Consider the following 14,464-nt stretch of genomic DNA (forward strand, 5'->3'; position numbering starts at 1 on the left):
CGGTGGGTGGTGGGAAGGCGCGGCGAAGCCCTGCTTCAAGTGTCTTGAGGAGGGGACTATACCGCTGCCATCGCGTATGTCACTGCGTCTAGGTTCTCATTGTTAACAAAGGATGACAAGAGTTCGTTTATGTGTGATGGCTCACATTGTGCGGCCGGTAGTTTGGATGCCATGGACAAAGGCCCTTCGCTGACCGACCGTTTTGCCCGTCCAGTCGCCATTGGATTGGTGGCTGTTGAAGCGCTAGCACTGCTGGTATTTGCGGCACTCAACACTCTTGAAGCGGTCCTCTACAACGGTACTGACCTCGCGCTGGCAGTTGCCGTGACGTTGGCGATTTTTGCGGTCGCGCTGGCGTTCGCGGCGAGGGCCCTTCAGCGTGGTCAACGGTGGGCACGGTCGTACACCATCATGTGGCAGATCCTGCAGGTGGCCTCATGCGTGCTGTTGTTCAGCGACGCCCCCGTGCTCGCGAGCATCGCGATTGTGGTGGGGTTGGTCTGCCTGGTGGCGGTGGTGCTGGACGCTGTCGCCGAGATGCCAGACGAGTGAACCGAGTTGGACGGCCTGGGCGCGTCCGTCGGTAATGACGACGACGCGACCCTGGACAGGGGTCGGGTCTACCACTCCCGCTGAATCGGCATGGGCGAGGTGGCGCACGTCGCGCGCTCGCGGTGCGGTCAGTACGGCGGGTGTTCCTGAGGGCACCACGGTGGCCAGTTCGTAGGTGCGGGTGGTGTCGCCGAGCGACTGTTGTACCGCGTCACGCAGAGCAGAAGGCGGCCCCACCACTACTGCGCCGCGGGGGGCCTCCACCGTCGTGGCGTGGTCTCCGCCGATGCCCCACACCTGCGCGGGCAGGCCGTCGGGGAGGGAAGACACCAGCGGGTGGCTGAGCGTAGCCAGAGGCGTGTTCTGAACGGTGGCGAGCTGTGCGCGGTGGACTCCGCCTGACCACTTCACCCATCCTCTGCCGGGGGCGCCGTGCGCGGTGGTTGAGGTCCGCGGCGCACCCCAGAGTGCGGCTTGTGTGGAGTCTGCACCGTCAAAGATCGCGATGATCGCCGCGTGGTGAGCAAGGCGCGACGGTAGGGCCGTGGTGCCGGCGATCACGGTCGGCAAGCGCATGCTGAGGCGGGTCAGCAGCATTTCGTAGGCGCCGCCATCGTCCACGCTGTGCAGACGGCTGATGGCGGCGTCGGCATCGTCGATCATGAGCAGGACGGTGGGGTGGCTCGCCGCGAGCGCGAGGGTGCGTGCGGCCTCGCGGGGGCAGGCGGGTAGCGCCACAGGGCGGAGCCCTCGGTGACTCGCGTGGGTGGCGATGTGGGCGAGCGCGCTTGTCCGGCCGGTGCGGGCGGGGCCCACGATCAGCAGTGCGCCGTCGTCGGGGGTCCACGTGACGTGGTGTTGGCTCCGGGTGGCGGGAGCGTCTGCGAGTGCCACCGTCAGGGGGCCTGGGGTGGCCCCGTCGCTGGCGGACGGGTCGCTCGCCGGTGAGTCACTGGCCGGTGAGAACGTCTCTGGCAGAGGTGGGCACCAGAGGGCTGGCGGGCGGGGGTGCTCGTTCCAGCGTTCGTGCGCTCGATCAGCAAGGGAGGGGCCGGGAGCGACGGGGCTGTCGGTTCTGCGTAGTGCGGGGGACCGGAGCGCGGAGGGGCTGGCAGTTTGCATGACGGTGTCGCCGTCGGGACGCGACACGATGGCGCGGCCAGGACTGTGGTGGGGGAGTTCGGCGGCGGCCGTTGACCCGAGGAGGTCACGGGACTCGCCGTCGCTTGCTACGCGCAGCACCACGGTGGAGCCGATGTTGGCGCGCACCTCCGGCGTGACGGCCCCTGAGGGGCGTTGGGTAGCAAGGATGAGGTGGAGTCCGAGTGAGCGACCTTGGGCGGCGATACGCGCGATCTCGGGAAGGAAGTCGCGCATGCGCATGGAGATTTCTTGATACTCGTCGATGACGACGAGGAGTCGTGGGGGAGCGGCCTCGTGTGCTTCCCAGTCTTTCCATGAGGTGAAGCCGGCGGCGGCGAGGGTGAGTTTTCGTTGGTGGAGTTCGTGGGCCAGGCCGGCGAGAGCTCGCGACGCGTGGTGCTGGTCGAGGTCGGTGACGGTGGCGGTGACGTGGGGCAGGGTGAGGCACGAGTGGAGTCCCGCGCCACCTTTGAAGTCCATGAGGGCGAGTGAGAGGTCGTGGGGTGCGTGGTCGAGGGCGAGTGCACTGACGAGGGTGTCGAGGAAGACGGACTTTCCTGAGCCGGTGGTTCCTGCGACCAGCAGGTGGGGGCCGTCGCGGTCGAGGTCGAGCGTGACTGGCCCGTCCTGCGCGAGGCCCACGGTTGCGGCCAGGCGGCGTGGGCTAGGGCTGCCGGGAGTGGAGTTGAGGGCGGAGGGCGCCGTAATGTCCGCCCACCCGACTCGGGCGGGGAGGGTGTGGGTGTGGTGTGCGGAGGCGGCACGCCGTGCGAGGAGGTCGGCCGATGCTGCTGAGACTCGCCACGGATGGGTGGCGGTGGTGCCGTGTGGGGTGGTGACGGTGCAGGAGTGGGCATCGACGTCGATGGTGGCGTTGCACCAGGAGGGGGCTTGCTGGCTGGGGCTGAGCAGGTGGACGTCATGCAGGACGGGAGTGTCGCCGTGGTGGTCGGGGGCGGTGAGCCACCGTGTCCATGGTTCCTGCCAGCCGGGGAGTGTTCCGGCCCGTTCGAGCATGACGGCGCGTGCATATCCGTGGACCCACGTGGTCTCGCCGCGGATGGCGAGGGAGCCTTCGGGGATGGTGGCGAGGGGAGTGCCTGGTGGAGGGCGCCGGAAGCGGCGAGCGAGTTCCACGAGGAGCATTGCCAGGGGCAAGGCAAGCCCGATGAACGCTAGGTACCAGCGACCTGTCATCGCCGCGATGATGCCGCCGCTGGCGATGCCGCCGATGAGCGCGGTCCACGGGAATGTCACCGGCGGCCGTGTGGGGGTGTCGTCGGGTGGCGTGAGACCGTGGGCGGTGATGAGGGAGTTTCCTAGCAGCACCCCTCCCGTGGTGGGCCAGGTGCGGCGTGTGGACCAGCGGGTGCCGATGCCGTTGGTGGACCCGAGATCGATGACGCGTGGCGGCTCGCTGTGAGTGACGCGGGCGTGTTCGCGCGATAGCGCGGGATCGTCGGCGCGCAGATCAGCGTGGGGGGAACTGCCAATGGTCACTGATCCTGTGAGCGGATGGAGGGCACCAGCATCGGGCCCCTGCGCAATGCTGAGGTAGGGGCCAGCGGGAAGGTGCGACAGCGGCCCTGGGGAGGTGCGCAGTTGCGCGCCGTGGACGAGCGGCGGTACGCCAAAGGGGTGTTCCGGGGTGAGTGCGGTCTGCCCGCACCACAAGGTGTCTACTCCCCAGGCTGCCGCTGCCTCCTGGGTGCTGGTCCCTCGAGTGATGTCCCAGTCATGGCCGAAGGGGTCGGTGACGCGCATGAGTCGACCTTCGCATCGGCCCTACCTGCCAGATGCCTGCCCGGCGGTATCTGTGGATACCGGTCAGGGCGCAGTGATGCTGGGGGCGGCAGTGATCGGTTCCACGGCTCCGGATGGCGTGACGACGCCGGCGTACCAGTGGTAGTTGCGCACCATTGACGTGCGCGGGATGCCTTGCAACGTGTAGGCCGAATGCGTGACGCGGGAGGACACGACGACCGCTGCTTCCTCGGTCCACGGAAGCTCATCGCCTTGGCGAGTGAACACCACCGGTGCCTCACCCCACGCCTCATATGCCGCAGCCAAGTGCGCCTCTGTGGGGTTGCCCAAATGCAAGATCACCGGCACATCACACGTCACCCGAATAGAGCCGTAGTGCGAACTGTCGGACGCCAGAATCACGGGCCGGCCGTCAGCGACTGCGCACAGCTCGTCGATCTGGGACCGCGCGCCCACCATCTCCCGGGTCGTCACATTCACCGCCCCGGAAATCGGATACTCCGCATCCGGCGAGATGCTGATCCACGTCGACAACGGCAACACCAGCATGCCCACGCCCACGGCCCGCCGCAGGCCCGCGCGCACTGATTCCTTGCGCGCAAGGCTCGCGAGCATCCACCCTGCCGCTGCAGCCGCCAAGATGAAGCCAGGAAGCGTGGCGGGCTCAAAGCGCCGAATCGCCCAAATCTGGTCCGGCACAATCGACGGCCGCCACAAGTACAGCAGTGTCGGAGCCATAATCGCGCCCAGGAACACCGCCCAGGGGGCGTCACGCCGGACCATCCTCATCGTCGCCCAGCCGAAGCCGATGATCGCCAGAATCACGATGGGCCACGTCAAGTAATACGACAGCCACGTCACGGTGGACTCGGCGTACGTGCGAGTGGGCTCGATCTCTAAGCCCTGAGCTTTCTGGAAACTCTCCACCACGCCGTTCGTGAACTGGTGGCGAGGGTTATCTGTGCTGCGGTACACCGTGGTCCACAGTGGCCGCGACGCGAGAACAGCCAGACCCGCCGCCACGACCGCTCCTGCAATCCAGGCCCCGCGCCGGCCCCACGCATCGGACAGCCGTTCGATCCACCTGCCCGGAGCACCCGTCCACATCAACGACCACACGACGAGTGCGATCACGAGCACCGCGTAGACCGCCAGCAGCGCATGCGTTTCGTCCGCCAGACGCTCCAGATACTCCGTGGACCACAACGCGACCGACAAGTACCCCATGCCGATCGTCATGGCTTGCCAACCAGCGAACGTCAACGCCGCGCTGCGCCGCCACCGCGGATCCGCCTCCACGCTGGCAAGCGCCAACCCCACACCCGCGATGGCGCCGATGGCGAAACTCGGCCCGTCGACCCGCACCAGCATCGTCGCGCCAGAAGCCACCGCACCCAAGGTCAGCAGAGGGATCGAACGCTCAGCGACACCACGCCAGGCCCACAGGATGCCGGCGATCACCAGCAGCAAGGTCAACGGCTCCGTGTACGCCGGCCGCGACAAGCCGATGTGCGACACGGTGAGCGCGAGGGCACCCGCGGGGGCGAGCGCAGCCATGGGGGACAGGAACTGTCGAGCAACAGCGAACACCGCCAGAATGCCCACCGCGCCGATGACGGCGTTGGCGCTCAACACTCCGGTTTCACCAGCCAACCAACCGCCGATCGCGATCGTCGCGGGCAGCATCTTCGCCCCCTGGGGCTGGACCACGTCACCCTTGAGGTTCCACGCCTCCGAAGCATCGGCCAACATGTTGCCGTTGGCAGCGGCCGCTTCGACAGCGCCCGCAGCGGGAATGTCGGTGGAGCCGTGATCCACCAGCCACAGGCCGGAGAGGGTCAAAAAGCCAGGGTCGCGCACCACGAGCAGGTATTCGGCGTGCATGGCGAGGTTGACGATCGCCCACAGCGCCGCACCGCCGACGGCGATGGCGCTCGCGATGGCGCCGCGCACCGTGACATCGCGGGGAGTGGCTGCGCGCCAGGCCACAGTGATGATGAGAGCAGCCGCTGGGAGTACGGTCCACCAATAGTGGGCACCCACCGTGACCAAGAGACCTGCGGCCAGCGCCACCCCCACGGTGATGAGGACGATGCGTTCCGGCAGCGCCCCGAAGACGCGAACGGCCATGGGAACGGCGTCAGTGTTAGTGCGGGCAGAGGCTGGCGCAGCAACGGGGGAGGCACTCACGTGCGCCACCCTATCCCTGCACGTTGTCCACGTATCCCCACCCCGCCGGGTCGGAACGTTGCAAACTTGGAGGCCACGGGTATCGTTGCCCCATGACTCGAATTGTCTTGGTCGAAGATGACCCGACCATTTCAGAACCCTTGACCCGCGCTTTGGGTCGAGAAGGCTATGACGTGGAGTGGCACGGGACCGGCATGGGAGGCGTGGGAGCAGCAGATGACGCTGACCTCGTCATCCTCGACTTGGGACTTCCCGACATCGACGGCGTAGACGTCGCACGCCGTATCCGCGACAAGGGCCTTCAGGTTCCGATCCTCATGCTGACGGCACGTGCCGATGAGGTGGACCTTGTGGTCGGGCTCGATGCTGGTGCGGATGACTACGTCACCAAGCCTTTCCGCCTCGCGGAACTGTTGGCGCGCGTTCGCGCCTTGCTGCGCCGTCGTGTGACGGGGGAAGCAGGCGGAGAACTCGCGGTGGGCGGTGTCCGGGTGGATGTTGCTGCGCACCGTGCCTTCCTGGATGACCGTGAGCTTCAGCTCAGTGGCAAGGAGTTTGACCTCCTGCACCTGTTGGTCGCGAACGCAGGCTCCGTGGTCTCCCGCGAAACGTTGATGCGTGAAGTGTGGGAGGCGGATGCTCAGGCACCGTCGAAGACCCTCGACATGCACGTGTCGTGGCTGCGCCGCAAGCTCGGCGATGACGCGACCTCGCCGCGGTTCATCACCACCGTGCGTGGCATGGGCTTTCGCTTCGAGAACGACGACTAAGGGCAACCCGTGCGGCGGCGAGTCCTCCGTGCGACCGTCGCTGCGCTCGCGGTCGCGGTCATTTTGCTGGGCATCCCGCTAGGGATTGCCGCCGTCCAACTGGTGAGGGCCGATGCCCTGACGGACTTGGACTTGCGTACCGCCACCGCGGCTCGCGCCCTTGAGGTCCGGCATCGGGCAGGGGAGACCATCACCGAAGGTGTCCTGGACTCGTATGTCTCCGACGCTGCAGGTGCGCCGCAATACATCTATGTGAGCCTTCCTGACGGTCAGGTGTTGACGGCGGGTGAGGAGCCTCAGCCCGCGTTCTCCGACAGTCATGTGACGGAAGACGGCCTTGTGGTGGTCCTCTACGTGTCGTGGTGGGACATGTTCTGGTCTGCGGCAAGGTTTGTGTTGTTGGTCGTGGGCGCGGGTCTGATCGCGGTAGCGGCAGGCGTGGCGATGGCGATTTGGCAAGCCAACAGGCTCACGGCACCACTGGTGTATTTGGCGGCTTCCGCCGAGCAACTGGGCAGCGGTCAAGTGCGTCCGCGCCTGGAGAAGTCCGGCATTGAGGAGATCGACCAGGTTGCGGAGGAGCTGTCCAGGTCAGCGGACCGTATGGCGGCACGCTTGGCGACGGAACGGCAGTTCGCTGCCGATGCCTCGCATCAACTCCGCACCCCGCTGACGGCATTGACAATGCGATTGGAAGAGATCTCCGCGTTGTCGGACCAGGACGAGGTCCGCGAGGAAGTGGAGAAGTCCCTCGAGCAGGTAGAACGGCTTGTGGGTGTCGTGGACGAGTTGTTGGGGCGTTCCCGCCGTGCTTTGGGGTCCGGTACTGAACTCGTGATGCTTGAAGAGGTCTTTGAGCAGCAGCGGGAAGAATGGACCGACGCATTCGCTGCTGCGGGACGCGAACTGGTGATTCACGAAACTGATGCCACCGTGTTCGCGACCCCCGGCGGGTTGGCGCAGGTGTTGGCCACACTGATTGAGAACTCCCTTCACCACGGCGCGGGCACCACATCCGTGACAGCCCGTGAGTCAGGCACCAACCATGCCGCAGTGGTGGAGGTCCGTGATGAGGGGGCCGGAGTCCCCGAGGACCTTGCGCCGCGAATCTTTGAGCGCGAAGTCACCAGTGGCCGCGGTACCGGGCTGGGCCTTGCGCTTGCCCGAGACCTTGTCACGGCGGATGGTGGCCGACTCGAGCTTGCGCACCGTGTCCCTGCGGTGTTCGCGGTGTTCTTGCAGGGAGTCCCGCAGATGGTGGACCTAGATTCAGTGATCCCGCACGGTCGCGCGGTCAGGACTCGTCGGCGTCGCTGACCGGGGTATCACCGCTGGCAACAGAAGTGTCAGTTGAGGCGGAATGCAAGGTGTCGCTGGCATCGGGCGCTTTGCCTTCTGAGGTGAAGACAAACAAGTCGTATCCGATGTACCTGGTGATCGTTCCCAAGCCGATGCCGATGATCGACGCCACATTGTCGGCAAACAGTGACACGTAGCCCAAGCCATGGTGGCTGACGGCGACCACTGCGGCCTCCACGGCCAACGCAGCACCATTGACGAGTCCGAAGAGGACAAGTTCGCGTGTGGGGGTGTGTCGCTTGGGGCCGCGGAAAGTCCACCCCCGGTGGGCCCACCAGGCGAACAGGATTGACACCACTGTCGCGATGATTTTGGCGGTCACCACCCGGTCATCGTCACCCGCGATCTCGCTGTCAGGTGCCAAGGGGCCCAGCCGGAGCAGGTTAAAAACGCCCAGATTGACGACGATTCCCGCCACTCCCACCGCACCAAAACGCAGCAGTTCACCCATGCGGGCACGGAGCGCGGTCACCATCGTCACGAGTCAAGAGCCTAGCGCCGGTAGTTTGTACGCATGACTTCCCCGATTGTTGCCGTCGTTGGTGGCGGGCAGTTGGCGCGCATGATGGCGCCCGCGGCCACCGCAATGGGCGTCACGCTGCGCGTCTTGGTCGAATCCGACTCTGCCGCCGCTGCCGCTCCCGCCCACGAGACCGTGGTGGGGCTGCCCACCGACCCAGAGGCCATCGAGCGGCTGCTGGCCGCACCGCGTCCTACCGTGCTGACGTGGGAACACGAACACATCCCGGCAGAGGTGTTTGAGGCTGCCGAGTCGGCAGGTATCCCGGCCCGGCCGGGTCTGCAGGCGCTCCGGTACGCGCAGGACAAGATCGAGATGCGCCAGCGGATGGACGAACTCGGCTTGCCCAATCCCGATTGGGCTATTGCGCACACCCGGGAAGACGTCCAGGCATTCCTGGACACCCACGGCGGTGAAGCGATCCTGAAGACGGCACGGGGCGGCTATGACGGCAAAGGCGTCATGGTGGTGCGTGCCGTGGACGATGCTGCGCCCTGGCTGGAGGCAGCGGCCGGAGGAGGGCCGCGATTGCTCCTGGAACAGAAAGTTCCGTTCACGCGTGAGCTTGCGGTCCAGATCGCTCGCCGGCCCTCCGGTGAGGCGCGCACGTGGGTCACGGTCGAGTCCATTCAGCGTGACGGGGTGTGTTCCGAAGTCACCGCGCCCGCACCGCACTTGGACCCCACACTCGCTGCCCAAGCAGAAGGCATCGCACGCACCATCGCGGATGCCCTGGATGTCACGGGTGCGCTTGCCGTGGAACTCTTTGAAGCCGACGGCGCCATCCTCATCAACGAGCTCGCCATGCGCCCCCACAACTCCGGTCACTGGACCATGGACGGCTCCGTGACCAGCCAGTTCGAGCAGCACCTCCGGGCCGTGCTGGACCTGCCCCTGGGTGACACCACCCCCACCGCCCCCTGGACGGTTATGGCCAACGTCTTGGGCGGGGCAAGGGAAGACCTCGAAAGTTCGCTTGCTGACGTCACTGACGCATCGGCCAAAATCCACTTGTACGGCAAGGGCGTGCGCCCCGGCCGCAAGGTGGGCCACGTGAACCTGTCCGGCGCTGACCGGACCCAGACCTACGAGCGTGCAGTGGCCGCAGCGGCTGTGGTGCGGGATGGAGCGTAAACGATGAGTGAAACCCTGAAGGTAGGCATCGTGATGGGGTCGGATTCCGACTGGCCCACGATGCAGGCAGCAGCGGAAGCGTTGCGCGAGTTCGGCATCGAGTTCGAAAAGGATGTGGTGTCTGCGCACCGGATGCCGGAAGAGATGATCGCCTACGGGCGGCAGGCGGAGGAACGCGGCCTGCGAGTCATCATTGCGGGTGCCGGCGGTGCCGCCCACTTGCCCGGCATGCTGGCATCGGTGACGACACTGCCGGTCATCGGTGTGCCGGTGGCGCTCAAGCATTTGGATGGCATGGACTCACTGCTGTCGATCGTGCAGATGCCCGCCGGTGTCCCCGTGGCGACAGTGTCGATTGGTGGGGCGCGCAATGCGGGCCTCCTGGCCGCCCGCATCTTGGGCGCAGCCGACACCGACGAGGGTGCGGCGCTGCGCGCCAAGATGCGGGACTTCCAGGCTCAGTTGCGTGACGTCGCCTATGCGAAGGGCGAGTCGCTGCGCGCTCAGGAGATCTAGCGCCTCCTGGCGGGTGGCAGTTACCGCTGGGTTGCCGCCATGCCGTCGCGCCAGGTGAGGTAGCCGCCGTCCAGGTTGACGGCGTCGTAGCCCAACTGGCGCAGCAGGCGTGTCGCGGTGTGGCCGCGTTGGCCCACCTGGCAGTGGACCACGATGCGCGCGTCCTTGGGAAGTTCCCCGTGACGTGCGCGTAGATCGTCCACGCTGATGTGTGCGGTGCTGGCACCTGCGGTGACGTAGCCACGTTCGTGTTCGGCCGCGGTGCGCACATCGAGCACGACATCGTCCTGGGCGATCTGGTCCCACTGGATCGACGGGCTTTCGCCCATCGCGGCATTCTCTGCCACATAACCCAGCATGTTGACGGGGTCCTTGGCTGACCCGTATGCGGGCGCGTACGCCAGTTCCAGGTCAGCCAACTCGCTTGCGCGCAGGCCGCCACGGATCGCTGTAGCGATCACGTCAATGCGCTTGTCCGCGCCATTCTCGCCCACCGCTTGAGCGCCCAAGATCAGGTCCGTCTCCGGGTCCACCAGCAACTTCATCGCCAGGGCCGATGCGCCGGGGTAGTAGCCAGCGTGGTTCATGGGATGGGTGTGGATGGCCCGGTAGGGGCGGCCCTCCGCACGGAGGCGACGTTCTGTACGGCCCGTCACGGCTGCGGTCAGGCCAAACACGCCCACGACTGCGGTGCCGATTGATGCCGTGGCGCGGGAGTCGCGGCCAGTGATGACGTCTGCGACCCGGCGGCCGTGGCGGTTGGCTAGGTTGGCCAGCGGGATGAGTGTGGGCTCGTCAGAGAAGTGATCGGACTTCGCTGCGGCGTCTCCTACCGCGAAAATGTGCGGGTCTGAGGTGCGCAGGTCGTCGTCCACGGTGATGCCGCCGCGTGCGTTGACGGCGAGTCCGGCATCGGCTGCCAGCGAAGAGTCGGGGCGCACGCCAATGGCGGCGATGACGATGTCTGCGGGCACCTCGTGGGAGCCGTCCGCTGCGGTCGCCACCACGGCATCGGCCGTAATAGCGCTTGCCTGGGCGCCGGTCAGGACACGTACGCCGTTGGCGACGAGTCGCTGCTCAATGCGGATAGCCAGTTCAGGGTCGATGGCGCTGAGGACTTGATCCGCGAGTTCCACCACGGTGACCTCGAGGCCGCGGTGTGCGAGGTTCTCTGCAATCTCCAGGCCGACGAAGCCCGCGCCTATGACGGTGGCGCTGCGTGCGCCTGCCATCGACTCGACGATGCGGTCAACGTCTGCGACGTCACGCAGGGTGAGGGCGCGCTCTGCACCCGGGATGGGAGGGACGATGGGGCGTGCGCCGGGGGCGAGGACCAGATTGTCGTAGGGGAGCGTGTAGCTGCCGCGGTCCGTTGACTCCACGGTGACCGTGCGTGACGTAGGGTCGATAGCGGTGGCGCGTGAGTGAATGCGCACATCCAGGTTGAAGCGCTCGTGAAGTGACTGCGGGGTCTGCAGCAGCAGGGCTTGACGCTTTTCGATCACGCCGCCTGCGTAGTAGGGAAGTCCGCAGTTGGCGAATGAGACGTGTTCGCCGGCTTCGAGCACGACGATGTCTGCGTCTTCGTCGAGGCGGCGTAGGCGCGTGGCGGCTGACATGCCAGCGGCCACGGCTCCGATGATGACGACCTTCTGGGCCATGAATGTTCCTCCTTGGGTTGCAATCAGAATACCCCCGGGGGTATCGTTGGTGCAAACGTCCCCGACGAAAGGATCATTCCCCCATGTGTTCTCCCATGACCTGCCGCCAGTGCGGCAAGACCACCTGGACCGGCTGCGGCCAGCACGTTGACTCGGTCAAGTCCCGCGTCCCCGCATCGCAGTGGTGCGAAGGTCACGAGAAGCCTGCCGGCCGTTCGTTCTTCCCCTGGCTGCGAGCCCGTTAATGGACACTCCAGATCCTGAGGTTCAGCGCGCGGCGCTGAACAGGCTCAAGCGGGCCCGCGGACAACTCGACGCCGTGATTCGCATGGTGGAAGAGGGCCGCGAGTGCGAGCCCACCATCACGCAACTTGCGGCCGTGTCGAAAGCGCTTGACCGTGCCGGCTTCATGATCATCTCCGCCTCCGTGCGCGAGTGCGTCATGTCTGCAGACGAGGAAGGCCGGGAGGCCGATCTGGCGCGCCTAGAGAAGGTGTTCCTCTCGCTGGCGTAGGTGTGCTGCCTGCGCGTCTCACTCGTGCGACTTTCGCAACAAAGGTATTGCGTAAATGGCGTGCGTGAGGCTACCGTGGCGTCATGTCGATCACCGTTTCAACGCTTGGCCACGTCGCAGCATTGGCTGCCGCAGTTCCCCAACTCACGGTGTCCCTCGACACTCATAGCGGCTCCACCATCATCATTGGCGACTTCGCGGAAGCGTCCATGTGCTCGCATGCGTTCCGTCACGTGGTGTCGCAGTGGCCTGAAGAAGGTATGCACCAGCCCTGCGTTGAGACCATTCACTTCGACGGTGCCACGCCCCGCGGCCCCGTCCTCGCGACAGGGCCGGTGCGCTGGTTCGCTACCGACTTGTGTGCGCAACGGACAGTGGGCGCACTACGCACCGTGAAGCCGCGCGCCGCAGGGGCCGATGCCCAAGTGCGTTTCGACACCGTCCTCGGTATTTGCGTGGTCCGGTTGGAGTCGGAGACTCTCACTGACGAGGAGCTCGACGAACTTGCTACTCGGGCCTACGCCGCGTGCGTCACCGACCACCTGCTGTGGGAAGCGGAACTCGCGGCTTAACCCACGCATCGGCCCGCCCCCCGGACCGTCAAATGGCTCCATTTCGCTGTTATAGCTAACTAAAACAGCCAAATGGAGCCATTTGACGGGGGCGGGAGAGCGGGGAGAGCGACGGGAGGGGCGGGGCGGCGGAGCTTGAGCCCCACCGCCTTGCCGCCCGACCGCACGGCCCCTAGCTGTCTGACGCTTCCTTGAACGCGCGGCGCGGCTCGTGAATACGGCCCATCGACACCAGGTCGCGGCGGAAGAACAGGGCAGTCGTCCAGTCCACGACCACGCGAGCCTTGCGGTTAAACGAGGGAATTTGGCTCATGTGGTAGGTCCGGTGCATGAACCATGCGGGCCAGCCGCGGAGCTTCACACCCATGATCTGGGCCACGCCCTTGTTGAGGCCCAGTGATGCGACCGTTCCCAGGTGCTTGTGCTTGTATTCCTTGACGGGGCGCCCGTGCAGTGCCGCGGCCATATTTGCACCCAGGAGGCGGGCCTGACGGACGGCGTGCTGGGCGGAAGGTGCGCACCACGCGCCTTCGCCCTTGGCCAGGTCCGGAATCTGCGCGCAGTCTCCGGCGGCCCAGATGCCAGGGATGACGTTGCCATCGTTGTCGGCCACCTGCAAAGTGGGGAGCGTGTTGATGTGGCCGCGCGGGCCGGTGGGAAGGTCGGAGCTGGAGATGACGGGGTTGGGCTTCACGCCTGCGGTCCACACCACCGTGTCGGCGTCGAACTTCTGGCCGTCGGACAGTTCGATCCGCCCGTCAACGCAGCTTTCCAGGCGCGTCGCAAGGTAGATCTCCATGCCGCGCTTGCGGAGCACTTCGAGGGTGTAGCCACCCATCTCCTCGCCCATTTCGGGAAGGATGCGGGTGGCGGCTTCCACCATCACGAAGCGCAGGTCTGCGGGCTGCAGCTCGGGGTAGTGACGGAGCGCGGCGCGGGCCATGTCTTCGGTTTCGGCGAAGGCTTCGATTCCTGCGAACCCGCCTCCGACGAACACGAACGTCAGTAGCTTGCGGCGCAAGTGGGGGTCTTCGGTGGTTGCGGCGCGCGCGATGCGACCCAGAACCATGTTGCGCAGGTTGATCGCTTCCTCAACCCACTTGAAGCCGATGCCCATTTCCGCGAGGCCGGGAATCGGCAGGGTGCGCGGCACGGCGCCGAGCGCGATGACGACCTCGTCGTACTCGATGTCGCGGGTGTCGCCAAAGTCGGTTTCGACGCGTGCGCGCTTGTCGGCGTGCACGATCTCAGTGATCTTGCCCTGCACGATCCGGATGCCCTCGAGTTCGCGACGCAGGGGAACCACCACGTGGCGCGGTTCGATGGATCCGGCGGCCGCTTCTGGTAGGAACGGCTGGTAGGTCATGTAGGGGCGGCGGTCGACCATGGTGATGTCGACGTGGTTGCCGGCCTTCTTCTTGAGCGTGAGGGCGGTGTAGAGGCCTACGTAGCCGCCACCAAGAATCAGTACGCGTGTTGCGCTCATGTGAAGCCTCCTGGGCTCGCAGTCGTGGGGTGCGCGTTCCAGTGCAACCACGATGGCGGTCGCCCTGTTCCGTCACCGTGGGGATCAGAGGGACAGACGCGCCGATGCGCGGGCGGCTTCCGCACACAGGTGCGACGCCGACCTCGCGGAGAGGTGGGGGACCATTGGCGCGCCACGCGAGGGGCGGCTCCTTCTCCACTGAGGCACCAGTGTAGCCGCCGGGTTGCGCGGTGGTGCAAACGGCAGCGAGCCCCGCACCGTGAGGGTGCGGGGCTCGCTGCCG

Annotated in this window: 13 protein-coding genes; 8 read left to right on the plus strand and 5 right to left on the minus strand. The window is 66.2% G+C overall.

The genetic code is table 11. The features are described 5' to 3' along the window. The first annotated feature begins 171 nt into the window (after positions 1-171). A complete protein-coding gene (locus tag ON058_RS04025; RefSeq protein ID WP_274667727.1) occupies positions 172-552 on the plus strand; it encodes a hypothetical protein in 381 nt (126 codons plus the stop codon). Here the strand turns inward: ON058_RS04025 and ON058_RS04030 are convergent. Beyond that, positions 436-3,459, minus strand: a complete 3,024-nt coding sequence (locus tag ON058_RS04030; RefSeq protein WP_274667728.1) for an FtsK/SpoIIIE domain-containing protein — start codon at positions 3,457-3,459, stop codon at positions 436-438. The genes ON058_RS04025 and ON058_RS04030 overlap by 117 nt on opposite strands. A 63-nt stretch (positions 3,460-3,522) precedes the next feature. Beyond that, positions 3,523-5,649 carry a hypothetical protein gene (locus ON058_RS04035; RefSeq protein WP_274667729.1) on the minus strand — a complete coding sequence of 709 codons (2,127 nt, stop codon included), beginning with the start codon at positions 5,647-5,649 and terminating at the stop codon, positions 3,523-3,525. 92 nt (positions 5,650-5,741) lie between these two features. On the opposite strand from ON058_RS04035, the gene ON058_RS04040 reads away from it, so the two are divergent. Together ON058_RS04040 and ON058_RS04045 are read left to right on the plus strand one after the other, a co-directional pair. Further along, entirely contained in the window at positions 5,742-6,419 is a 678-nt protein-coding gene (locus ON058_RS04040) for a response regulator transcription factor (RefSeq protein ID WP_274667730.1), read from the plus strand. A 9-nt stretch (positions 6,420-6,428) separates the two neighbouring features. Further along, on the plus strand, positions 6,429-7,736 hold the full coding sequence (locus tag ON058_RS04045; RefSeq protein ID WP_274667731.1) for an ATP-binding protein: 1,308 nt from the start codon (positions 6,429-6,431) through the stop codon (positions 7,734-7,736). On the opposite strand, the gene ON058_RS04050 is transcribed toward ON058_RS04045, so the two are convergent. Beyond that, on the minus strand, positions 7,714-8,253 hold the full coding sequence (locus tag ON058_RS04050; RefSeq protein WP_274667837.1) for a GtrA family protein: 540 nt from the start codon (positions 8,251-8,253) through the stop codon (positions 7,714-7,716). The genes ON058_RS04045 and ON058_RS04050 overlap by 23 nt on opposite strands. A gap of 39 nt (positions 8,254-8,292) precedes the next feature. Between ON058_RS04050 and ON058_RS04055 the strand changes: the two genes are divergently transcribed. Continuing rightward, positions 8,293-9,432, plus strand: a complete 1,140-nt coding sequence (locus ON058_RS04055) for a 5-(carboxyamino)imidazole ribonucleotide synthase (protein ID WP_274667732.1) — start codon at positions 8,293-8,295, stop codon at positions 9,430-9,432. Positions 9,433-9,435: 3 nt separating this feature from the next. Further along, a complete protein-coding gene (gene purE / locus ON058_RS04060; protein WP_274667733.1) occupies positions 9,436-9,948 on the plus strand; it encodes a 5-(carboxyamino)imidazole ribonucleotide mutase in 513 nt (170 codons plus the stop codon). Between the two features lie 20 nt (positions 9,949-9,968). On the opposite strand, the gene ON058_RS04065 is transcribed toward purE, so the two are convergent. Next, positions 9,969-11,609 (minus strand): FAD-dependent oxidoreductase, encoded by a 1,641-nt coding sequence (locus ON058_RS04065; RefSeq protein ID WP_274667734.1) that lies wholly within the window; start codon positions 11,607-11,609, stop codon positions 9,969-9,971. Positions 11,610-11,704: 95 nt separating this feature from the next. Between ON058_RS04065 and ON058_RS04070 the strand changes: the two genes are divergently transcribed. The 3 genes from ON058_RS04070 to ON058_RS04080 all read left to right on the plus strand — a co-directional run bounded on the left by ON058_RS04070 (position 11,705) and on the right by ON058_RS04080 (position 12,695). After that, entirely contained in the window at positions 11,705-11,854 is a 150-nt protein-coding gene (locus tag ON058_RS04070) for a hypothetical protein (RefSeq protein WP_274667839.1), read from the plus strand. After that, entirely contained in the window at positions 11,854-12,123 is a 270-nt protein-coding gene (locus ON058_RS04075) for a metal-sensitive transcriptional regulator (RefSeq protein ID WP_274667735.1), read from the plus strand. The genes ON058_RS04070 and ON058_RS04075 overlap by 1 nt, the downstream gene beginning before the upstream one ends. 83 nt (positions 12,124-12,206) lie before the next feature. Next, the gene (locus ON058_RS04080; protein ID WP_274667736.1) at positions 12,207-12,695 is read left to right on the plus strand and encodes a hypothetical protein; all 489 of its coding nucleotides are present in this window, start codon (positions 12,207-12,209) and stop codon (positions 12,693-12,695) included. A gap of 172 nt (positions 12,696-12,867) precedes the next feature. Here ON058_RS04080 and ON058_RS04085 read toward each other — a convergent pair whose 3' ends face one another. Then, entirely contained in the window at positions 12,868-14,181 is a 1,314-nt protein-coding gene (locus ON058_RS04085) for an NAD(P)/FAD-dependent oxidoreductase (RefSeq protein WP_274667737.1), read from the minus strand. Positions 14,182-14,464: the final 283 nt, after the last annotated feature.

It is taken from the genome of Demequina sp. B12 (assembly GCF_028823635.1).
Taxonomy (GTDB): domain Bacteria; phylum Actinomycetota; class Actinomycetes; order Actinomycetales; family Demequinaceae; genus Demequina.